The organism is Streptomyces sp. SID13726 (assembly GCF_010548375.1).
Classification (GTDB): domain Bacteria; phylum Actinomycetota; class Actinomycetes; order Streptomycetales; family Streptomycetaceae; genus Streptomyces.
The window spans coordinates 295,167-317,273 of the sequence record NZ_JAAGLY010000004.1; the positions used below are offsets into that span (position 1 = coordinate 295,167).

The following is a 22,107-nucleotide window of genomic DNA, read 5'->3' on the forward strand; positions in this document are numbered from 1 at the left end:
GAGGTACGCAGGGTGAGGGTCTATCTGTCGTCGACGGTGTCCGATCTCAAGGAATTCAGGACGGCGGTACTGGCCGCGCTGCGCAGGCTCCCGCTGGATGTCGTCGCCATGGAGGACTACGCCGCCTTCGACGAGCGGCCGTTGGAGAAGTGCCTCGCCGATGTGGAGAGTTGCGACCTCTACATCGGGCTCTTCGCCTTCCGCTACGGCTTCGTCCCCGAGGTCGGCCCGCACAACCCCGACGGCCGGTCGATCACGGAACTGGAGTACCGCAAGGCCGGCACCGCGGCTCGCAAGCGGCTGGTCTTCCTGGTCAAGGACGGCGCGAGATGGGACACCAACCACATCGACGCCGTGACCCATCCCGGCGAGCCCCCCGCCCTGGGCATCAGACGCCTGCGCGAGGAGCTGATGAAGGAGCACGGCGTCGGCTGGTTCGCCAATCCCGACCAGCTCGCAGCGGAGGTGATGGCGGCCGTGGCGGGCGACCTGCGGCTTCCCGCCGGTGCGGCCGACCCGCCCAGGTCCGTCGCGGAACCACCGCATCCACGACGGCTGACGCGTGATCTGCATCTGCTGCACGCCCCCAGGGACCAGGAGACGGCCGCCCGGCTCGCCACCGCCGTACGCGGACTGTGGAGTGTCACCACGTCCTCCACCGACCTGCTCACCTCCACCCCGCAGGAGATGCTCACCCTGGACCGGGCCGTGACCGCGGCACGTACGGTCGCCCTCCTGCTCTCCCCGTCGCTGATGACCGTCCTCGGCGAGAACCCGGAACGCACCCGCCGCATCCTGGACCTGGCCCGCGCCCGCACAGCCCACCCCTTGCTCGGCATCACCGTCCCCGGCTCCGACCCCGCGGTGGCCCCCGATGCCACGCGCTGGGGAATCACCGAGGTCATAGCCGAGTCGGCCGCGCACCCGCTGCCTAACCGGCTGCACGCCGTGCTCTCGAGAGCCGTCGGACTGCAACGCCCCGACCACGAGATCGGCCTCCCCGTCGTGATCGTGACCATGACCGACGGGGAGGCGGAGTGCCTGCTCGGCGAGACACCTCCGGGGCAGGTGGCCGACATCGTCCAGGGCTTCGGCCTGTCGACCGAGTCGGTTCGGGCCCGGTACGACACCTCGCGGACGGACTGGAGACCCTTCGGCGCGGAGAGCCGCACCATCACCGAGGTCCTGGACACCGCCGTGGCCGGGGTGAACGATCCCGACCTGCTGCTGCGCGGCAGAAAGATCAGGCTCCAGCCGTACCTCTTCGACGATCTGCTGTCCTACGACCCCGCGCACTCCCTCCTCTTCCGCGACATAGCCCGCAACGGCTGCCTGGTGGTGGCCGACGAACTCTCCCTGCTCCACCCCGACCTGGAGGCGGCCTTCCTCGCGTCCCCGCTGAACGACGGCGCACAGGTCTCCCTGATCACGCTCTCCCCGGGCGACCCGGCCACCGGTACTCCGCACGAACTCATCCGGGACGTACTGGCCGAACGCCTCCACCACGCGCACCACCGCTTCGGCGACGTGCTCGATCCGCTCTGCGAGATGAACGTCGCGGGCAGACTCCATCTGGACAGATGGCTGCACGCCAGCCTGCCGCAGACCCTGGACGCCTACCGCAACGCCAGACCCAGCGTCGACAAGGCCCGGCGTCTGGAGGCGGAACTGGGCACCCGGCCCACTGTCTCCATGGCCCGGCTCATCACCGAAGGCGGAGGGACATGATCGTCACCTTCTACTCCTACAAGGGTGGCGTCGGCCGTTCCATGGCACTCGCCAACATCGCCGACCAGCTGGCCAGAAGCGGAATGCGGGTCCTGATGGTCGACTTCGACCTGGAGGCACCCGGCCTGGAGCACTTCTTCCCCATCGACCACGCGCGCGTGCGGGGCCGTGAGGGTCTGCTGGACCTGCTCCTGGCGTTCAAGTACGCGATGTCCGTGGCCTCTTCGGCGGCCGACGAGGGCGAGGAGGACGCGTACCGCGACCTGGACCGTTACATCACCACCGTCTATCCCCGCCGCTCCGACGGCGGACGCCTCGACCTGCTCACGGCGGGGCTGCGCCAGACGGACGACCAGATCTCCCGCTACGGCGCCGAACTGCGCCGTTTCGACTGGCAGGACTTCTACTACGTCTGGTCGGGCGAGCTCTTCTTCGAGTGGTTCCGCCGCACCTGCGCCGAGCGGTACGACATCGTCCTGGTCGACAGCCGTACGGGCGTGACGGAACTGGGTGGCGTGTGCGCCTACCAGCTGGCCGACACCATCGTCGCCCTGTGCGCGCCCAACCTCCAGAACCTCGACGGCACCGCGTGGATGGTCCGTCACTTCCTCTCCCCCCAGGTCCGCGCGGTACGCGGCGACCGCCCCCTGGAGGTCCTGGTCGTCCCGGCCCGCGTCGACCAGCAGGACCCGGAGCTCCTCGACGACTTCGCCGGACGCTTCCGGCGCACGTTCGACCCGTTCGCACCGGACGTCCTGGAGCGGGCCGGGCTCACCTTCTGGGAACTCCAGGTGCCCTATGTTCCGGCCTACGCGTTCGACGAGCAGGTCATCACGGACCCGGGGCGGGCGGTGGAACGCCGGGCGCTCGTGCGGGCGTACGACAGTCTGCGCAACGCGATCGCCCTGCTGGCACCCGAGCGGAACGCGGTGGCGGCGCTGCGTCCGGCGCCCGCCGACGAGGAACGGGACACGGGCAGCCGGGGGCCGGTCGAGACGCTGTACGACCCCACGACGCGCTTCACTTCGCCGGACGTCTTCCTGTCGTACGGCAACACGGGCCGGGAGGCGGCCGGTCAGATCCGCGAACTGCTGGCCGGGCAGGGCGGGCTCCGGGTCGCGGAGGCCGCGCCCGGCGAGCGGTGGGAGCGGTCCGTGCGGGCCAAGATCAGCCTGGTTCTGGTCGGCTCGCCGAGCGGGGTGAGCCCTGACGAGCTGGGCGAGCTGGGTGCCGTGGCCGCCAGGGGAGAGACCCGTCTGCTGCCGGTGGTGCTGCCCGGCACCGGCCTGGTGCCGCTGGAACTGCGCAACTACACGTACCTCGATTTCAGCCGGGGTCTGGACGCGAATCGGCTGCTGGAGACCGTGCGGGCGGGACTGAACCGGTCGAAGACGGAGGGCCGACCGCCGCTCCGGCAGGAGCTGGCTCCCTATCGCGGGCTCATGCCTTTCTCGGAGGCCGACGCGCCGTTGTTCTTCGGCCGGGACGGGCTGATGAACAAGGTCCTGGACACCCTGGAGCGGTTCGGGACGTGCACGGTCGTCGGCGAGGCGGGGAGCGGCAAGACGAGCCTGGTGAACGCGGGGGTTCTTCCCCTGCTGCGCCGGAACGGCCTGCCGGGCAGTGACGTCTGGCCGGTCGTCAGGGTCGACCGCTACGACAGCGCCCAGGAGTTGCAGGAGGCGCTGCGTTCCGTGACCGGCCTTTCGGGTTCCACCCATAAGGTCGTGGTCGTACTCGACCAGTTCGAGAGACTGCTCGCCCGTGACGCCGCCGACCGCGAGGGACAACTCGCCCTGCTGCGAGGGCTCGTCGGCAAGGAGACGATTCTCCCGTTGACCCTCCTGCGCGCCGATTTCCTGGCCGAGGCCCACGAGCACGCCGCCTTCCTCGTACAGCCGGAGCGGAGCGTGAACGTCTGGCCCATGTCCACCGGCGAGCTACGGCAGGCGGTGGAGATGCCGGCCCGGGCCGTGGGTCTCCAGCTGGAGCCGGGCCTCGTCGACCTCCTGCTCAAGGACGTCGGCGACGAGCCGAGTGCCGCGTCCACCCTTCAGTTCGTCCTGCACAACATGTGGACGTACCGGCGCGAGGGCTATCTCACCCACGAGGCGTACATGGATTCGGGTGGCGTGCGGGGCACCCTGGTCCAGGCCGCGGAGGAATGGTTCCGCTCGCTCTCCACGGACGACTACAGCCGGGCTCGTGAGTTCCTGTTGCATCTCGGTACGGTCGGTTCCGACGGCCAGCTCTACAGGCGAGCGGTGTCCACGGCGACCATCGCGGCCATGGGAGCCACCGATCTGAGCGAACAGCTGCTCCAGCGACGGCTGTTGGTCACCACCTACGAGGCCCGGCACCCCTGCGTACGGCTCGCCCACCACGCGCTCGTGGACGCGTGGCCGACGTTCCGCCAGTGGATCGAGGCGGCCGGCTCCGCGCTCCAGCTGCGCCAGAGACTGGCCGCGGCCGCCGAGGACTGGGAGAGCTCCGGGCACCCTGTGGAGGCACTGCTCGGCGAGAGGAGCCTGGCCGTCGTCGAGTCCTCGATCATGGGCTGGATGCTCGGGGAGGTCGAGAAGGGCTACCTGGCGGCGTCCCAGGCCGACATCAGGAGGAAGCGCAGGACAGGACATCTGATCAGCACGGTCCTGTTCGTCTTCGGTGCCGGGATCTCCATCCTGTACAGCGTCTTCAACACGGGCGGCGACGGGGCGAGGTGGTGGTCGTCGTCAGCGATCGTGCTGGGCGCGATCGTGGCCGTCCTGCTTCAGTCGGCCATCCTGCACCGCAACGAGCGCCGTTCGCTCACTCCTTGAGCCGGACTCGCGCCCGGCCCGCCCTCACACGAGCCTCCGAGCCGTCGCCCACCGAGTCAGCTCATGCCGGTTCGACAGTTGCAGCTTCCTCAGGACCGCCGAGACATGGGACTCGACCGTCTTGACGGAGATGAACAGCTGCTTGGCGATCTCCTTGTAGGCGTAGCCGCGGGCGATGAGGCGCAGGACCTCGCGCTCGCGCTGGGTGAGGCGGTCGAGGTCCTCGTCGACGGGTGGGGCGTCGGTGGAGGCGAAGGCGTCCAGGACGAAGCCTGCGAGGCGCGGGGAGAAGACCGCGTCGCCCTCCTGGACCCGGAAGACGGAGTTGACGAGGTCCGTGCCGGTGATGGTCTTGGTGACGTAGCCGCGCGCGCCGCCGCGGATCACGCCGATCACGTCCTCCGCCGCGTCCGAGACGGACAGCGCGAGGAAGCGGACGGGCTGGTCGGCGTCGGCCATCAACGGGGCGCAGCGGCGCAGGACTTCGACCCCGCCGCCGCCCGGGAGGTGGACGTCGAGGAGGACCACCTCGGGGCGGGTCGCGGTGATGACGGTGACGGCCTGGTCGACGTCCGCGGCCTCGCCGACCACCTCGACGCCGGTCTCCTCGGTCCGCCCGATCTCGGCCTGGACGCCCGTACGGAACATACGGTGGTCGTCGACGAGCACCACACGCACCCGGCGCTCCTCGGTGCCGCCGGTGGCCTCCGCCGTGCCGTTCGCCTCGTCGCTCATGACGTCTTCTCCGCCCTCTCCATCTCCAGCTCGACCTCCGTGCCGCCGTCCGGCACCGCACGCAGCCGGGCCGTGCCCCCGTGGCGCTCCATGCGGCCGATGATCGATTCTCTGACACCCATGCGGTCGGCGGGTATCGAATCCAGGTCGAAGCCGGGGCCGCGGTCCCGGACGGACACGAAGACCTTCCTGCCCTCGACCTCGGCGTAGACCTGTACGGCGCCGCCCTCGCCACCGTACTTGGCGGCGTTCACCATCGCCTCGCGCGCGGCCTGCATCTGTGCGCCGATCCTCTCGTCGAGCGGGCAGTCGCCGACGACCACGACCTCTATGGGCACGCCGTGCTTGTCCTCGACCTCCGCCGCGTTGCGCCGCACCGCCTCGGCGAGGTCGGTGGGTTCGTCGGCCTCGTCCTTGCCGGTGCCCTCGGGCTTGTAGAGCCAGGTGCGCAGGTCGCGCTCCTGGGCGCGGGCCAGGCGGCGCACCTCGCTCGCGTTCTCCGCGTTGCGCTGGATCAGGGTCAGGGTGTGCAGCACGGAGTCGTGGACGTGGGCGGCGACCTCGGCGCGCTCCTGGGCGCGGATGCGCATGAGGCGCTCCTCGGAGAGGTCCTGGGTCATCCGGACGAGATACGGGCCCGCGAGGAGCGTTATCCCGACGAGGACCGCGAGGGCCGCCTGGAGGACGGAGCCGAGGTGGGCGGCGGAGCCCTGGAGGACGAAGACCCCGGAGACGCCGGCGGTGACGAGGAGGACACCGCCCGCGGCGCGCAGCAGGCTGAGGGTGCGCCGACGGCGGCCGACCTCCATCCAGCGGGCCCGGCGGGCGTTGTCCGCCTGGCGCCAGACGAGGGCGACGCCCGCGCCGACGAGGACGACGGGCCAGAGGTAGGCCTTGGCGCCATTGCCCACGTTGACATTGCCGACGAAGACCATGGCCACGACGACCATGAGGAGCAGGGCGACGATCTGGCCCTTGTCGGGACGGCGGGCGACGAGCCTGCGGCGGCCGTCGGGCGAGGTCTCCGTGGACACGAGGGACGGGGGCCGCTGGCCGCCCACCCCTCCTACGCCCAGGGGTACGAAGAACCAGAACGCGGCGTACAGCAGGGCACCGAGGCCGTCCGCCATGAACAGGCCGACGAAGACGAGCCGGACCCAGATGACGGGCAGCCCGAGATGTCCGGCGAGCCCCCGCGCCACACCACCCAGCCAGCGTCCGTCACTGCTGCGGTAGAGCTTGCGCGGCGGCCGCGGTTCGACGAGTGGCGCTGCTGCGGCTTCCGGCATGCCATCGATGGTCACACGGCCCGGGTGCCGGGGCATCAGGGTTGTCCCCCGAGACTCCCCTGATCTTCGCCGCGGGCCCGCCTCGAACGCTTCCCTCCGCGGTCTCAGGGCCGATATCAGGGTCCGGCCAGGGTCGTTCCGACTCCCGTCGCGGCCCCTCGCCCGTCACCATGGACACATGACAGATCACCAGCACGCCGCGGGCGCCGGATCCGGCGGAGGCCCGGACCCGAGCACCGGCCCCGTCGCGGGCACCCCCGCCGGCGCGCAGCCGCCCGGAGAGGGGGGTGTGTCCACCGCCGAGCACAGCACCGCCCCGCTGCCCTTCCGGCGGGACCGGCGCCACAAGATGCTCGCCGGGGTGTGCGCCGGGCTCGGGCGGCAGTGCGACATGGATCCGGTGATCTTCCGGATCACGCTGGCGGTGCTGTCCGCGATCGGCGGCATCGGCCTGATCTTCTACGGCTTCGCCTGGCTCCTCGTCCCGTACGAGGACGACGAGGAGAACGAGGTGCGCAAGCTCCTCACCGGCCGGGTCGACGGCCAGGCCCTGACCGGGGTGCTGTTCGCCCTGGTCGGCTGCGGGGTCTTCCTCACCATGCTCAGCAACACCGGGGTGCTGACCTTCGCCGTGGTCCTCTCCCTGCTCCTCGCGGGCGCCGGGTACTGGTCGCGCAACCGCGGCACCCCCGACCCCGACCCGCTCGCCGCCCAGGCGGTCGCCGACGCCCCGCCGGAGGCCAAGGCCCCGCCGGTCGCCGCCGGCTACCCGTCCTGGTGGCGTGACCCCATCGTGAAGGACGGCACCCATGTCGGGGGCACGGGCTATCTGTGGGGCCCGAGCGACTCCCGGGACCGTGACGTCGCGGCGGCGGTCAACATCGGCCTGGGCACCCCCTGGACCCGGCGCGCGGACCTGATCGCGGCCCGCGCCCAGCAGCCCAAGCCCCGCGGCCCGCGCTGGATCGGCTTCCGGGTCTTCTTCCTCGCCCTGCTGGCGGGCGGCCTCGGCACCGCGGCGACCTGGGACGAGCACCCGCTCGGCACCAGTCTTCAGACCGGCCTGGCCTGTGCGCTGATCGTCTTCGGCCTGGGCATAGCCGTCAGCTCGTTCCTGGGCCGCACCGGAGCGGGTTCGATCCTCCTGGCGGTCATCACAGCGGCCCTGCTGGCGACCGCCGCCGCCCTCCCCAAGGACATCACCACCCACTGGGTCCGCACGAACTGGACCCCGGCAACAGCGTCGGCCGTACGCCAGGACTACGAACTCGGCACCGGAGTGGGCACCTTGGACCTGACCCGCCTCGATCTCACCAAGGGACAGACCGTCACCGCCCAGGCCGACGTGGGAGTGGGCCGACTCGTGGTGATCGTGCCGCCGGACGTCACCGTGAAGGCGAGCATCGACGTGGGCGTGGGCGACATCCAGCTGCCGGGTGACCCGGAGAAGGACGTGGACGTGGAACCGGGCAAGCACAAGGAGGTCACCCTGCCGGCGCCCTCGACGGCCAAGAACCCCGCCACCCTCGACCTCGACCTGCGGGTCGGCATCGGCCAGGCGGAGGTGACCCGTGCTGCGTCATGAGTTCCAGCCGGGAAGGCTGATCGCCGGCGTCTTCCTCACCCTCGCGGGCATCACCTACGCCGGCGACGCGGGCGGCGCCTGGGAGACACCGTGGTTCGCGGTGATCCCCATGGTCGTAGGGGGCCTGTGCCTGGCAGGAGCGGCAGGCGTGCTCACCCGCACGATACGAAACCGCAGGGCCCCGAGCCGCAAGCAGCCCGAGCCCGACCAGCAGCCACCGACGGGCCCGGCCTCAAAGCAGCAGTGACCGCGTCACCGCCGCCACCGGTAGCTCCGCCGACCGGAGCTACCGGTAACCTCCCGCCCGCTGCCTTCGTCGGGCGCGCAAGGCGGCGTCCACGGAAAACACGGAGGCACCCGCGAGGACGAGCGGCAGCCAGGCCATCAGGTACGCGAGGTCGTTGCCGTAGTAGTACGGATCGGAGGCCCAGCTCACCGTCAGCCACAGGCTCAGCGAGATCAACGCCCCGCCGAGCGCGGCCAGCCGGGCGAGAATGCCGAGCAGCGTCCCGATCCCGACAGCGAGCTCACCGAAGGCGATGGCGTATCCGAACCCGACGGGACTCTTCAACGACAGATCCACCAGCGCCGGGATCGCCGACGAGTCCCTGACCGAACGCATCATGTCCCCGATGGACCCCGCCCCGGAGCCCTTCATGAAGGCACTGTCGGTCAGCTTGTCCAAGCCCGCGTAGATAAAAGTGACCCCGAGAAAGATCCGCAACGGCAGCAGGGCGTACTGGCCCACACTGTCCCGCCAGGACCGTTCCTCGTCGAAATAGGGGGCGTGCGTGTCCGTACGAAAACTATGAGTCATCGCTCCGAGCCGCCTCTCACCAGCGTGCCGAGACCCCTCACATGACGATACGCATGAACGGGCAGCGATGCTCAATGCCGTTCGGCCGAGTTTTGGGCGCCTACTGGAGTGCCGGGTTCGGTTGTGGGGCGGCTGCGGGCGAGTGGGGGCTGGTCGCGCAGTTCCCCGCGCCCCTAACGAGTTGCAGCGGACCTGCGCCACGACGGGCCGTCAGTCGCCGACGGTGCGAAGGGGACGGGGTGGGGGGTGTCCGCCCGCAGCGGCCGGCGTCCGTTACCGAGAACTACTCAAGGGACCGAGCCGCCGGACCGAGGACGGATACCCCCCACCCCGGCCCCGACCCCACCACCACAAGCACGCGCTACACACGCCCCCACCGAACCGCAACGGGCCGCCGCAGGCATCCAGGGGCGCGGGGAACTGCGCAAAACGCCCGCCCCCACCGAACCCGCAGCCAACCACCAACCCACCAACCCACCCACCCTCAATCCGTCACATCAATCGCATACCCATTCGTCTCCACCCCCGCCGCAGTAACCACCCGCACCTCCACCCGCCCCGCCTCCACATCCGCCGGCACCGGCACAGTGAGCACCTCGTCCGAGGGATTGCTGAAACCCCCCGCCACCGGCACCAACGGCACATGCACATTCACCACCCCGATCCGCACAACCATCCGCGCCAGCCGATCCGCCCGCTGCGCCCCCGGCGGCACGAACCCCGCCCCCCGGATCTCGATGTCGTCGCCCGTCCGGATCGGCCCGTCCAGATCCCCCGCCTCCCGCGACCGCACCACGGAAAGGATCACCGGCCGCCCGCCCTCCGCGTACTTCCCGGCCACATACGTCGCCGCGGACACCAGCACCACCACCGCCAGCCCCCACGGCAGATCCGGCAGCTGATCCGGCCGCCGGGCCAGCCGCACGCCCGCGAACAGCAGGGCGACGGCCCCGATCACCACGTACTGGATGTCCGCGAACGCGCCCCGCCCGGAGTCGTCGGTGAGCAGGTCCGCCGCCCGGGGCCGGTCCGCCCGCACCTTCTGGAGCCGCTGCCCGATCACCCGCAGCCCCACCACCCGCCGCACCAGCACGGCGATCCCGCACACCACGGCGAGCACGGTCACCACACCCGCGCCCCGGGCCAGATCGAGCCCGGAGATCAGCAGGTCCCGCTCGCGGGAGTCGGAGGCCGCGGCGAGCCGCCCGACCAGCACCAGCACCGCGTAGGCGACGAAGAGGACCCAGGCCACCGCGACCGCCCGTGACGTCGACAGCCGGTTGTCCTCACCGATCACCGGCGCGAGCACCCCGCCCCGGGCCCGGTGGAACCAGGACGCGGCGGTCAGCGCGGCCGCCACCACCAGCGCCGCCAGCAGCCCGGCCGTACGCGCCGCGGTCCAGCCCACGCCGATCGCCGTCAGCGCCTGGACGAGGAGCAGCACCACCACGGCCGCCCACACCGCGTACGCGGTACGGCGCCACAGTCGCGCGAGCCAGGCGGTGCCCTCGACCCGTCCCCGCTCGGCGACGACCTCCGCGGACTGGGTCAGTTCCTCCGAGACCCACTGCCGGGAGGCCGACGCGGAGTGCGCAACGGCCGCGGGCAGTCCCTGTCCGGCGGCGAACTCGTCCCGCTTCAGCAGGAACTCGGCCACCGCCCGCCGGTGCCCGGCCCGCGCCCCGTGCGGACAGTCCCCGCAGGTGCAGCCACCTTCGTGCGCACCGAACGCACCCGTGTCCGCGCCCTGTCTCACATCCTGCACCGCCACGACCGACGCCCGCCTTCCCCAAGATGTCCCGCGACCGCACGGCGGACGACGCCGACCGGCTCCGACTCTGGCCCCGGAAAAACTCCGAACAACTCCCCCGCGACGACAGCGAATTGTGCCCTACGGCACACCGCCCCCGCCCGGCAGGTCCGGTCCGCGCAAGTGAAGCGACGGGTGAAGAGGGGCCCGCCGTGTTGACCCGGCTGCGAGAATTTCCGTATGGCCGAGATCATCCAGCGTGACGGGACCTGGGCCTTCGACGGCACAACGGTCAGAATCACGCCGGGACTCCACCGCTCCGTGCCACTGTTCCGGCAGACGTACGGCGAGATCGCCGTGCCCCTGGAGGCCATATCGGGCGTGGCGTTCGAGCCGGAACGCAAGCGCGGCCGGCTCAGGATGCGGCTGCGCGAGGGCGCGGACCCGCTCCTGCACGCGACCGGCGGCAGACTGCCCGACCCGGCCGACCCGTACCGCCTGATCGTGGACGTCGACCGCGCCGGGGTGGCCGAGTACGTGGCCGAGGAGATCCGCCGCTCCCTCCTTCTCGACCAGATCCCCAAGGAGCCGACGAAGACATACCTGTTGCCCGGGCCCCCGGTCCCGGTCTCGGTGCGCTCCTCCGACGGCACGGTCTCCTTCGACGGCACCCGGATCCGTATCGACTGGGCCGACACCTCCGACCGCGTCAAGCGCGCGACGGGACCGCGGATCATCCACGTCGGCAATCTCACGCACGTCGAATGGCTGCCCAACTCCGGGTACGAGGACGGTTTCCTGCGGTTCGTGACGAGGGAGACGTCGTTCTCGAAGCTGCCGCCGGAGAAGGACCCGTACGCCCTCGATCTGTGGGGCAGCACCCGCCGGGACCTGCTGACGGCGCTGGTCGCCACGGCGGTCACGGCCCGGCTGCCCCATCCGTCGGCCCCCGCGATCACGGCGTCGGCACCGGCCGCCGCGATCGCCGCACCGGCCGACCATCACGACGTACTCCTGCGCAGACTCCGGGAGTTGGGCGAACTGCACCGCGAGGGCGTGCTCACGGACGAGGAGTTCACGATGACGAAGGCAGCCGTACTGCGCGGCTTCTAGCTCAGCGGATCCGGCTCGCTCAGCTCAGCGGATCTCGCTCGCTCAGCTGAGCAGATCCCGCTCGCTCAGCTCAGCAGATCCGGCTCGCTCCGGCTGATGTCCTGCCACATCGGCTGGTAGTTGATCCACGCCACCAGGTCCCCGCCCAGCTGCTCCCGCGTGGCCACCGCGGCCCGGTGGTCGATGAGCACCGGCCGCCCGGCCGCGCGGACGGTCAGCTGCACCTGGCTGGAGCGTTCCATCGACACGAACCACCAGGCGGCCGCGTCCACCGAGTCGCCGACGGTCAGCAGCCCGTGGTTGCGCAGCACGAGCGCCTTGCGGGTGCCGAGCGCGGAGGCGATACGGCGGCCCTCCTCGGCGTCGACGGCGACTCCGGTGTAGGCGTCGTAGAGCGCGTGGTCCTCGTAGAAGGCGCAGCTCTCCTGGGTGAGGGGGTCGAGGAGTTCGCCGAGGGCGGCGAGTGCCCGGCCGTGCACGGAGTGGCAGTGGGCGACGGCGACCACGTCGGGGCGGGCGGCGTGCACCTGGGAGTGGACGGTGAAGGCGGCCTGGTTGACGTGGTAGCGGCCGTCGATGACCTGCCCGTCGGAGTTGGCCAGCACCAGGTCGCTCACGGTGACGTGCTTGAACGGCATGCCGAAGGGGTTGACCCAGAAGCAGTCGCTGAACTCCGGGTCACGCGCGGTGATGTGACCCGAGACCCCGTCCTCGAAGCCGAGCCGGCCGAAGATCCGCAGCGCGCCGGCCAGCCGTTCCTTGCGGTGCCTGCGCTCCTCCTCGAGGGAGTCGTGCATCGGCGGCATCGCGAACTGCAGCTTCTCGGTGGGCAGCGGTATCGGCGGAGTGGGCCCCAGGGGCGTCCCGTGCATGTGTCCTCCAGCACTGGGTTGTCTTACGGGGCGGAAGTTACCGTCGGTCAGCTCAGGAGAACAGAGGTGGTTTGTAAAGATGCGTACACGGTCGATACCCGACAGCAGATGTCCGGTATCGACGGAAGACTGTCCGGTATGAACTGGGCTGCCTTCACTTCCGCGGAACCCGATCTCGCCAAGACCGTCGAGGAACGCTTCGGCGCCTTCACGCACCACGTCCTCGCGACCCTGCGCAAGGACGGCTCACCGCGCACCTCCGGCCTGGAGGTCCGCTTCCTGGGCGGTGAGCTGTGGCTGGGCATGATGCCGGACTCGCTCAAGGCCCTCGACCTGCGCCGGGACCCCCGCTTCGGGCTCCAGGCCAACCCCGGCGAGGGCCAGACCCTGGGCGGCGGGGACGTCAGGATCGGCGGCCTCGCGCACGAGGTCACCGACCCCGGCGCCAAGGCCCGGTACACCGAAGAGGTGGAACCGCCGGAGCCGTTCCACCTCTTCCGCACCGAGCTGACGGAGGTCGTGCGGACCTACGTCGAGGACGACAAGTACCTGGTCGTCCAGGTCTGGAAGCCCGGAGAGCCGATGCGCACCCTCAAGCGGACCTGAAAAGACCTACTCCCACTCGATGGTGCCCGGCGGCTTCGACGTCACGTCGAGCACCACGCGGTTGACGTCGGCCACCTCGTTGGTGATCCGCGTCGAGATGCGAGCGAGGACGTCGTACGGCAGCCTCGACCAGTCGGCGGTCATGGCGTCCTCGGAGGAGACCGGGCGCAGCACGATCGGGTGGCCGTAGGTCCGCCCGTCGCCCTGGACGCCCACGGACCGGACGTCCGCGAGCAGGACGACCGGGCACTGCCAGATGTCCCGGTCGAGGCCGGCCGCGGTGAGCTCCTCGCGGGCGATGGCGTCGGCGTCGCGCAGCAGGTCCAGGCGCTCCTTGGTGACCTCGCCGACGATCCGGATGCCGAGACCGGGACCCGGGAAGGGCTGGCGCTGGACGATCTCGTCCGGGAGCCCCAGCTCCTGGCCGACCATCCGCACCTCGTCCTTGAACAGCTTGCGCAGCGGCTCGATGAGCTGGAACTCCAGGTCCTCCGGGAGCCCGCCCACGTTGTGGTGGGACTTGATGTTGGCGGTGCCGGTGCCGCCACCGGACTCGACCACGTCGGGGTACAGCGTGCCCTGGACGAGGAACTCCACCGCCGGGCCCGCGTCCGCGATGATCTCCGCCTGCGCCTGCTCGAAGACCCGGATGAACTCGCGGCCGATGATCTTCCGCTTCTCCTCGGGGTCCGAGACACCCTTGAGAGCGGTGAGGAAGCGCTCCTCCGCGTCGACGACGACCAGCTTGACGCCGGTCGCGGCCACGAAGTCCTTCTCGACCTGCTCGGTCTCGCCCTTGCGCATCAGGCCGTGGTCGACGTACACGCAGGTCAGCTGGTCTCCGATGGCGCGCGCGACCAGGGCCGCGGCCACCGCGGAGTCGACGCCGCCGGACAGACCGCAGATCGCGCGCTTGTCGCCGACCTGCTCCTGAATGAGAGCGACCTGCTCCTCGATCACATTGCCGGTGGTCCAGTCCGGCTTCAGACCGGCGCCCCGGTACAGGAAGTGCTCCAGGACCTGCTGGCCGTGCGTGGAGTGCATGACCTCGGGGTGGTACTGGACGCCGTAGAGCTTCTTCTCGTCGTTCTCGAAGGCGGCGACCGGGACGACGTCGGTGGACGCGGTCACGGTGAAGCCGTCGGGGGCGGCGGAGCAGGCGTCGCCGTGGGACATCCACACCGGCTGCTCGTCCGGGGTGCCCTCGAAGAGGGTCGAGCCCGACTTCGAGACGTGGAGAGGCGTACGGCCGTACTCACGCGCGCCGGTGTTGTCGACGGTGCCGCCGAGGGTGGTGGCCATCAGCTGGAAGCCGTAGCACATGCCGAAGACCGGGACGCCGGCCTCGAACAGCGAGCGGTCCAGGCGCGGTGCGCCCTCCGCGTACACCGACGAGGGGCCGCCGGAGAGGATGATCGCCGCGGGGTTCTTCGCGAGCATCTCCGCGACCGGCATGGTGCTCGGCACGATCTCGCTGTAGACCCGGGCCTCGCGGACGCGACGGGCGATGAGCTGGGCGTACTGCGCGCCGAAGTCGACGACCAGGACGGTGTCGGGGGCGGCTGGGGTCGCTGATGACACGGGTTGCCTTCCGGCGGTGAGCGAGGTGGGTATGAGGCGGAGTCTACCGGTGCCGAAAAGAAGCCGTGGCATACTGGCCCCATGCTCAAGACCGCGACCTTCCAGTTCACCTATGGCACCGGGCCCACCGGCTGCCATGGTCGTGCCGCTTGAGCAACTGACAAGCGACTTCCCAGGCGCCCCGGGCCGACAAGGTCCGGGGCGCCTGTCGTTTCTTCCGGACCCTGCCGCTCCGGGGCACCCCACCCCACCCACAGGAGCCCTGCGTGACCACCACACCGGAAGCGACCATCGCGGACGCCCGTGCCCGCATCGACACGATCGACGACCGGATCATCGGTCTGATCCAGGAGCGGGCGGCGGTCTCGGCCGTCGTCCAGCAGACCCGGATCGCGTCCGGCGGCCGGCGGGTCCACCTCGCCCGTGAGATGGAGGTCCTCGGCCGCTACCGCGAGGCGCTCGGCAAGCCGGGCACCTCGCTCGCCATGACGCTCCTCGAACTGTGCAGGGGTCGCATCTGAGTTCGCACCCCGCCTCACCCGTACGGCGCGTGACCGCGGAGCGCACCGCTTCGTTGGTGGTGGTGTCCGTGCCAGCCAGGGGCGGGCCCGACAGAACCACGCGTGGCTCGCTGGAGCGATGAGGCGTACGGAACGTGCCGTGCGTCGTGGGACCTCGCTCCAGGAAGTGACCGGACGGCAGGGGACAGCAGCCCGGTCACCCAAGAGAACGGTCGGCTCCGGGACGCCGGGGCCGGCCGGCGGGACAAGTAACGGCACAAGGCTGGGCCAAACGGTTGCGGTGGCCGCGTCCATCCAGCACGATGCCTAGAAAGCCCCCAAGTCCCGCCGTAGACAACTGCATTCGAACTGCGATGCCGTACTGCCAAAGGTCCAGACCACCCGCGCGCCCTTTGTGCGCCGGGGCGCCGACCCAGGCACACAGGCAAGCGGCGCAACCCCCCGGCGCCGCTCCCAGGCACCGGCGCTGCCCTGACGTCGGTGCTGACGAAAGAAGGGCCCCGCGGTCCGTCCCGCGGGGCCCTTCGCATGTCGTCAGCCGAGGCCCTTTGCATGTCGCCAGCCGGGCCCTTCGCATGTTGTCAGCCGGGCCCTTCGCCTTCATGAGTCCGGCACTCCGCCGGATCCGGGTTCAGACCCGGGACACCGTCCCGCAGTCCTTGACGCGCCCGATGTCCTCGCTGCGGTCGTACGGGTCGGTCGTCGGGCCCGAGGGCGCCGGGTCCGTGGGCTCGGTCGAGGAGGAGAACTGCGGGTGCAGGAAGCCGTCGTAGACGTCGCAGGTGGTGTTGCCCGCGCTCTCGTCGTAGCGCAGGACCGAGAGCCTGCCCGGGGTGACCTGGTACTTGGCCGGGTCGGGGAGCTCGACGTCGAGGACGCGGCGGACGATGGTGCGGGTGACCTCGGTGGTGCCGTCGGTGCGGACGACCGGGTAGACGAAGGTGTAGTCGGCGTGCACGGCCACGGAGGCGTGCTTGCCCTCCGTGAAGGTCATCCGGCCGCGGATCTTGACGACGTCCCCGACCAGCCGGACCTCGGCGGGGTTGAAGCGGCTGAACATCGACAGCGGGTCGTGGTCCTTGTCCGGCTTGCGCAGTCCGGTCTTCAGGCGGTCGAGGACGTCGCCCTGCTTGGGGTCGAGGAGGGCGAGCGCCGCGGTGGGCTGCTCGCCGCGCAGCGTGGCCGGGTTGAGGTTGGACTCGACCAGGAGCTTCCTGGTCAGCTTCAGGGTCTGCTCAACCTTCACCGCGGACTGGGCGCCCACGGCCTTCGCCTTCGGTACGACGATCCCGGCCTCGCCGTCGGCCCACTGCTTGGCCGGTGAGCCGGCGAACGGGTCGTCCAGCGTCGGGATGTCGGCGGACACGGCGGAGGGAGGGGCGGTCGGGGCGGTCGTCTCCTCGGGCAGCGGGGAGGCGGCGGACTCGGAGGTGCCGCCGCTGCCGAAGGGGTCGCCGGGTATCAGTGAGGGCTTCACCGCGACGACGGCCGCCACCACGGCGACCGCGACGGCGAGGACGCCCCACACACCACGCCGGCTCTTCTTCTCCTGCCACGCGGGACCGGTGCGCCAGCCCTCGGGCAGTTCGCCGCGCGCTTCCTGCTGCCGCAGCCGCTCCGTCACCTCACGGGCGCGCGCGGACGGTTCCTTGGGGGCGGAGGCTCGGATGTCCCGTTCGGTGTCACGGGTGAACTGTTCCCAGACGTCGTCCGGGATCTTGGGGTCTTCAGACACGTCCGACAGTTCTAATCGCTGGGAAAGCCCGTTCACAAGAAGAACCCATGTGTGACTCAGCCCACATAAGAATTCTGTGAACGACCGCACAACCATTCACAGTCGCCACGGATCAAACCTCACGTACCAAGGGCCCTCCCGCGCCCCACACGCGGAGGTTTTCCTCTGACGCGTGCTGCGGGAAAGCGCAGTACACCCGACTCACCGAGGTCTTCATGAAGCTTCGTCGTGCACTGGCCGCCGCGGCCGCGACCGCCGCGATAGCGCCGCTGGCCCTGTTCGCAGCGCCCAGCGCCTTCGCGGACGAGTCGCCCTCGCCGTCCACGGCCGAGAGCACGCCCGCCGCGGACGACAACACCCCGAGCGCCCCCGCGAGCACCCCGGCGGACCCGGCGACGACCCCGGAGGCCCCGGCGAGCACCCCCGCCTCCAGCAGCCCCTCGACGGACACGTCGAGTTCGGCCTCCGCGTCCGCGAGCGCCTCCACGACCGCCTCCGGTTCGGCCTCCGCCAGCGCCTCCGCGAGCGAGAGCGGCCGGCCCATCGACGAGTGCCCGGTGGACGAGGACGGCAACCCGGTCGTCAACGACAGCGAGGTGCTGCACAGTTCGCTGACCGGTCTGCCGGAGACCGTCGTGGCGGGCAGCGGCTGGACGAACTTCAAGTTCAACGTCAGCAACTCCGGTGACGAGACGATCAAGAACATCACGCCCGTCGTCGGGGTCGCCGCGGTCGACTGGGACTTCGAGAAGGACTACAGCAGCCTGGTCACCGTGCAGGTCAAGCAGGGTGGCAAGTGGGTGGACATCGCCACCGACTTCGGTGAGGGCGGCGCGTTCAACACCTTCGCGCTCGACGCCGGCAAGTCGGTCAGCTACAGCCTGCGCGTGCAGGTCGACCGCGAAGTGCCGAGCGCGATCGGCCTCGCCGTCGGTCTCGCCCAGTACTCGGACGACAAGGGCTGCTGGTTCTCCGAGGACGAGAACTACGGCATCTACTACTTCGAGGTCCTGCCGGCCGGCTCCGACCCGGGCAAGCCGAACGACTCCAAGCCCCAGACCGGCGGCAAGAAGCCGATCTCGAACGTCAACGACGTCGACGTGGACGGCCAGCTCGCCGAGACCGGCTCCAGCTCGGCCCTGCCGGTCCTCGGCCTGGTCGGCGGCTTCGCCGTCGTCGCCGGTACCGGTGTGGTCTTCGCGGTGAAGCGGCGCAAGGGCCTGGCGGCCGGCGCGCACGCCTGAGTCATCGGGCCGCAAAAGCCGTAATACAGCTTGACGCAAGAAAACAGCGAAGGACCTGCGCTCGGAGGGGGGCGCAGGTCCTTCGCTGTTGTGTGTCCTACGGCCGTTGTCGCGCGCCTTGGTTCCACGACCGCTGTCGCGCGCCTTGGTCCTACGGCCGCTGTCGCGTGCCTTGTCCTACGACTTCTTCGGCACCGCGGGCATCCCCAGGAACGGCAGCTTCAGCGCGCCGAAGGCCTCCGCCGGGACCGCCGGTGCCTCGGGCTCGACGGCGCCGAGCCGGACGTAGGCCTCGCCCTGGGCCGGACGCGGGTCCTGCTGGCCCTTGTTGGGCCAGTACGACATCGCGCGCTCGGCCTGCGCGGTGATCGTGAGGGACGGGTTCACGCCGAGGTTGGCGGAGACCGCGGCGCCGTCCACGACCGAGATCCCGGGGTGGCCGTAGAGCCGGTGGTACGGGTCGATGACGCCGGTCTCGCGGGAGGCGCCGATGGGGCAGCCGCCGAGGAAGTGGGCGGTGAGCGGGGTGCCCATCAGCTCGCCGACGTTGGACCCGGCGAAGCCGTTGATATCGGCGGCGATGGCGGTCGCGCTCTCCGAAGCGGCCCTGATCTGCTTGGGGTTGGGGGCGCCGTGGCCCTGCCGTGCGGTGAGCAGGCCCTTGCCGACGCCGTCCGGTTTCAGGTACGTCGTCAGGGAGTTGTCGAGCGACTGCATGACCAGGCCGATGATGGTCTTCTCCGACCAACGCCGGTTGGAGAGGGAGCGCAGCACGAGCAGGGGGTGGCGGGCCGCGTTCGCCAGCCAGCCCATCACCCTCGACGAGCCTTCCGTGTACGGCACTTGGAGGATCGAGAGGCTGCCCATCGAGTTGGAGCCCTTGCCGTAGCGGACCGGCTCGATGTGGGTGTTCTCGTCCGGGTGGACGGACGAGGTGATGGCGACCCCCCGGGTGAAGTCGACCTTCCGCTCGCCGGTCGCCTTGCGATAGCGGCGGTTGTCGGTCTGGGCGCCGACCAGGGCCTCGGAGTTGGTGCGGGTCAGCTCGCCCAGCTTCTCCGAGATGTACGGCAGTTGGCCGCCGGTCTTCATGCGGTGCAGCAGGGTCTGGGTGCCGTAGGTACCGGCGGCGATGACGACCTGGCGGGCCTTGAAGGTGCGGCCCTTCGCCTTGCGGCGCTCGTCGGTGGGCAGGGTCGCGATCGCGTAGCCGCCCTGGGAGTCGTCGGTGACCGAGACGACGGTGGTGAGGGGGTGGACGACCGCGCCCGCCTTCTCGGCGAGGTAGAGGTAGTTCTCGTTCAGGGTGTTCTTCGCGCCGTGCCTGCAGCCGGTCATGCACTCGCCGCACTCGGTGCAGGCCCTGCGGGCGGGGCCCGCGCCGCCGAAGTAGGGGTCCGGGGTCTCCTCGCCGGGCGCCGCCTTGCTCGTGCCCTCGGCGTCCTCGCCGTCGCCGAAGAACACGCCGACCGGCGCCATGTGGAAGGTGTCGCCGACGCCCATCCGCTCGGCGGCCGCCTTGAGGTGGACGTCGGAGGGGGTCATCGTCGGGTTGAGCCGTACGCCCAGCATGCGGCGGGCCTGGTCGTAGTACGGCGTCAACTCCTCCTGCCAGTCGGTGATGTCACGCCACTGGGGGTCCTCGAAGAAGGGCTTCGGGGGGACGTAGAGGGTGTTGGCGTAGTTCAGCGAGCCGCCGCCGACGCCGGCGCCCGCGAGGACCATGACGTTGCCGAGCAGGTGGATGCGCTGGATGCCGTACATGCCGAGCTTCGGGGCCCAGAGGTAGTTCTTCAGGTCCCAGGAGTTCCTGGGGAGGGTCTCGCGGGTGAAGCGGCGGCCGGCTTCCAGGACACCTACGCGGTAGCCCTTCTCGGTGAGGCGAAGGGCGGTGACGCTGCCTCCGAAGCCGGAGCCGACGACGATGACGTCGTAGTCGTAGGTGTCCTGGGGCACGTGCTCTCCTCGTTGAGAACCGGGTGTTCCTACTTGAACCGGAAGGCCTTCATCAGCCGCAGGCTCCGGCTCATGAACTGCGCGTACTTCTCGTCGTCCATCCCCAGCGCGGGCGCCATCGGGAGCAGTCGCTGCTCGGCGACCGTCTGGGCCTCGGTGTACTTGAGGATGCCTTCGGAGCCGTGGCGGCGGCCGAGGCCGGAGTCCTTCATGCCGCCCATGGGGGACTGGACGCTGCCGTAGGCGGAGGCGTAGCCCTCGTTGACGTTGACCGTGCCGGCGCGGACCCGGGAGGCGACCTCGCGGCCCCGCTTGGCGTCCTTCGTCCAGACCGAGGAATTGAGGCCGTACGCCGTGGAGTTGGCCTCCTGGATCGCCTCCTCCTCGGTCTTGAAACGGTAGATCGAGACGACCGGGCCGAAGGTCTCCTCGGCGCACACGGCCATCGGCTCGGTGACGCCGTCGAGGATGGTCGGCTCGAAGAAGTAGGGGCCGATGTCCGGGCGGGCGACCCCGCCGGCGACGAGCCTGGCGCCCTTCTCGCAGGCCTCGTCGACGTGCCGGGTGACGGTCTCCAGCTGCCGCTCCCCCACCAGCGAGCCCATGTCGGCGCCGTAGGCGAGGGACTTGCCGAGCCGCATGGCCCTGGTGCGGGCGGCGAAGCGCTCCAGGAAGGCGTCCGCGATGGACTCGTGGACGTACAACCGCTCGATGGAGATGCAGAGTTGGCCGGCCGAGGAGAAGCAGGCGCGGACGGCACCGGCGGCGGCCTTCTCGATGTCGGCGTCCTCCAGGACCAGCATGGCGTTCTTGCCGCCGAGTTCGAGAGAGACCCCGACCAGCCGGGCGGCGGCACCCTGGGCGACCTCGCGGCCGGTGCGGGTGGAGCCGGTGAAGGAGACGTAGTCGGCGCGCTTGACGACCTCGGGGCCGACGGCCGGGCCGTCGCCGAGGACGACCTGGAAGACGTCGGCGGGAAGGCCCGCCTCGACCAGCAGGTCACGCGCCCACAGCGCGGTCAGGCAGGTCTCGGTGTCCGGCTTCATGACGACGGCGTTGCCCGCGACGAAGGCGGGGAGCGCGTCGCCGACGGACAGTTCGAGCGGGTAGTTCCAGGGGGCGATCTGGCCGACGACCCCGCGCGGGTGGCGCAGCTCGGTGACCCGGGTGAGGGTCGGCATGGCGCCCGCGTGCCGCTTCGGCTTCAGATAGGCGGGCGCCTTGCGGCCGTAGTGCCGGGCGGCGACCGCGACGGCCTGGACCTCCTCGTGAGCGTGCAGCCGGGCCTTGCCGGTCTCCAGCTGGATGAGGTCGAGGACCTCGGCCTGGCGCTCCAGGATCAGATCGTGGAAGCGCAGCAGGACGGCCGCGCGCTGCCGTACGGGAGTCTGCTCCCACACCGCCTGCGCCCTGCGGGCCGCCGCGAAGGCCTTCTCCACGTCCTCGGGCGTCGACTCGGGCAGGTCGGCCAGCTTGTCGCCGGTGAACGGCGTGTGGTTGGCGGTACGGCCGGAACCGGTCACGCCCTTGGTGAGCTGGGCGACCAGCTCCGGGGTGACCACGTCGGCGGCGGTACGGGCGCCCTCGGGGGCGGGGGCGAGAGGGTTCGTGCCGGTCTGGGCCGGGGCCTGCGCGTCCGTCATGAGCCGCAGGGTATTCGGGTGCGGGGCCTTTGGGTACCCGTCGGTAACGGGCATTCACGTCCCGCACCCACACTGCCAGTGATCGGTGGCAAAGAACCCGCTGATCAGGGCGT

17 protein-coding genes are annotated in these 22,107 nt (G+C 70.6%); 8 read left to right on the top strand and 9 right to left on the bottom strand.

Going from position 1 to position 22,107, the window contains the following annotated elements; genetic code table 11:
* Positions 1-12 precede the first annotated feature (12 nt).
* Together G3I78_RS12590 and G3I78_RS12595 are read left to right on the top strand one after the other, a co-directional pair.
* Positions 13-1,728: a DUF4062 domain-containing protein gene (locus G3I78_RS12590; protein ID WP_164423593.1), complete on the top strand. Its 1,716-nt coding sequence runs from the start codon at positions 13-15 to the stop codon at positions 1,726-1,728.
* Positions 1,725-4,547, top strand: coding sequence for an AAA family ATPase (locus G3I78_RS12595; protein WP_164423595.1), 2,823 nt, complete (start codon positions 1,725-1,727; stop codon positions 4,545-4,547). Before G3I78_RS12590 ends, G3I78_RS12595 begins: the two co-directional genes overlap by 4 nt.
* Before the next feature lie 24 nt (positions 4,548-4,571).
* Here the strand turns inward: G3I78_RS12595 and G3I78_RS12600 are convergent, their stop codons facing one another.
* The gene (locus G3I78_RS12600; RefSeq protein ID WP_164423597.1) at positions 4,572-5,282 is read right to left on the bottom strand and encodes a response regulator transcription factor; all 711 of its coding nucleotides are present in this window, start codon (positions 5,280-5,282) and stop codon (positions 4,572-4,574) included.
* Positions 5,279-6,571: an ATP-binding protein gene (locus G3I78_RS12605; protein WP_164423599.1), complete on the bottom strand. Its 1,293-nt coding sequence runs from the start codon at positions 6,569-6,571 to the stop codon at positions 5,279-5,281. Before G3I78_RS12605 ends, G3I78_RS12600 begins: the two co-directional genes overlap by 4 nt.
* 178 nt (positions 6,572-6,749) lie before the next feature.
* Here G3I78_RS12605 and G3I78_RS12610 point away from each other — a divergent pair, with 178 nt between their 5' ends.
* Both G3I78_RS12610 and G3I78_RS12615 read left to right on the top strand, forming a co-directional pair.
* Positions 6,750-8,156 (top strand): PspC domain-containing protein, encoded by a 1,407-nt coding sequence (locus G3I78_RS12610; protein ID WP_164423602.1) that lies wholly within the window; start codon positions 6,750-6,752, stop codon positions 8,154-8,156.
* Positions 8,143-8,403, top strand: a complete 261-nt coding sequence (locus G3I78_RS12615) for a hypothetical protein (RefSeq protein ID WP_164423604.1) — start codon at positions 8,143-8,145, stop codon at positions 8,401-8,403. The genes G3I78_RS12610 and G3I78_RS12615 overlap by 14 nt, the downstream gene beginning before the upstream one ends.
* A gap of 39 nt (positions 8,404-8,442) precedes the next feature.
* Here G3I78_RS12615 and G3I78_RS12620 read toward each other — a convergent pair whose 3' ends face one another.
* Together G3I78_RS12620 and G3I78_RS12625 are read right to left on the bottom strand one after the other, a co-directional pair.
* Complete coding sequence (locus G3I78_RS12620) at positions 8,443-8,973, bottom strand: DoxX family protein (protein WP_164423606.1); 531 nt, start codon at positions 8,971-8,973, stop codon at positions 8,443-8,445.
* 484 nt (positions 8,974-9,457) lie between these two features.
* On the bottom strand, positions 9,458-10,744 hold the full coding sequence (locus G3I78_RS12625) for a hypothetical protein (RefSeq protein WP_164423608.1): 1,287 nt from the start codon (positions 10,742-10,744) through the stop codon (positions 9,458-9,460).
* Positions 10,745-10,963: 219 nt separating this feature from the next.
* On the opposite strand from G3I78_RS12625, the gene G3I78_RS12630 reads away from it, so the two are divergent.
* On the top strand, positions 10,964-11,836 hold the full coding sequence (locus G3I78_RS12630; RefSeq protein WP_164423610.1) for a DUF4429 domain-containing protein: 873 nt from the start codon (positions 10,964-10,966) through the stop codon (positions 11,834-11,836).
* Positions 11,837-11,901: 65 nt separating this feature from the next.
* On the opposite strand, the gene G3I78_RS12635 is transcribed toward G3I78_RS12630, so the two are convergent.
* Positions 11,902-12,708, bottom strand: coding sequence for a class II aldolase/adducin family protein (locus tag G3I78_RS12635; RefSeq protein ID WP_164423612.1), 807 nt, complete (start codon positions 12,706-12,708; stop codon positions 11,902-11,904).
* 138 nt (positions 12,709-12,846) lie between these two features.
* Between G3I78_RS12635 and G3I78_RS12640 the strand changes: the two genes are divergently transcribed.
* The gene (locus G3I78_RS12640) at positions 12,847-13,314 is read left to right on the top strand and encodes a pyridoxamine 5'-phosphate oxidase family protein (RefSeq protein ID WP_164423614.1); all 468 of its coding nucleotides are present in this window, start codon (positions 12,847-12,849) and stop codon (positions 13,312-13,314) included.
* A 6-nt stretch (positions 13,315-13,320) separates the two neighbouring features.
* On the opposite strand, the gene guaA is transcribed toward G3I78_RS12640, so the two are convergent.
* Positions 13,321-14,895 (bottom strand): glutamine-hydrolyzing GMP synthase, encoded by a 1,575-nt coding sequence (gene guaA / locus G3I78_RS12645; RefSeq protein WP_164423616.1) that lies wholly within the window; start codon positions 14,893-14,895, stop codon positions 13,321-13,323.
* A gap of 266 nt (positions 14,896-15,161) precedes the next feature.
* Between guaA and G3I78_RS12650 the strand changes: the two genes are divergently transcribed.
* The gene (locus tag G3I78_RS12650) at positions 15,162-15,416 is read left to right on the top strand and encodes a chorismate mutase (RefSeq protein ID WP_164423618.1); all 255 of its coding nucleotides are present in this window, start codon (positions 15,162-15,164) and stop codon (positions 15,414-15,416) included.
* Positions 15,417-16,047: 631 nt separating this feature from the next.
* On the opposite strand, the gene G3I78_RS12655 is transcribed toward G3I78_RS12650, so the two are convergent.
* Positions 16,048-17,151: a hypothetical protein gene (locus tag G3I78_RS12655; protein ID WP_343243733.1), complete on the bottom strand. Its 1,104-nt coding sequence runs from the start codon at positions 17,149-17,151 to the stop codon at positions 16,048-16,050.
* A 215-nt stretch (positions 17,152-17,366) separates the two neighbouring features.
* Between G3I78_RS12655 and G3I78_RS12660 the strand changes: the two genes are divergently transcribed.
* Positions 17,367-18,395: an LPXTG cell wall anchor domain-containing protein gene (locus G3I78_RS12660; RefSeq protein ID WP_164423622.1), complete on the top strand. Its 1,029-nt coding sequence runs from the start codon at positions 17,367-17,369 to the stop codon at positions 18,393-18,395.
* Between the two features lie 177 nt (positions 18,396-18,572).
* On the opposite strand, the gene G3I78_RS12665 is transcribed toward G3I78_RS12660, so the two are convergent.
* Together G3I78_RS12665 and G3I78_RS12670 are read right to left on the bottom strand one after the other, a co-directional pair.
* The gene (locus G3I78_RS12665; RefSeq protein ID WP_164423624.1) at positions 18,573-20,351 is read right to left on the bottom strand and encodes a GMC family oxidoreductase; all 1,779 of its coding nucleotides are present in this window, start codon (positions 20,349-20,351) and stop codon (positions 18,573-18,575) included.
* A gap of 29 nt (positions 20,352-20,380) precedes the next feature.
* Entirely contained in the window at positions 20,381-21,994 is a 1,614-nt protein-coding gene (locus G3I78_RS12670) for a succinic semialdehyde dehydrogenase (RefSeq protein ID WP_164423626.1), read from the bottom strand.
* Between the last annotated feature and the right edge of the window lie 113 nt (positions 21,995-22,107).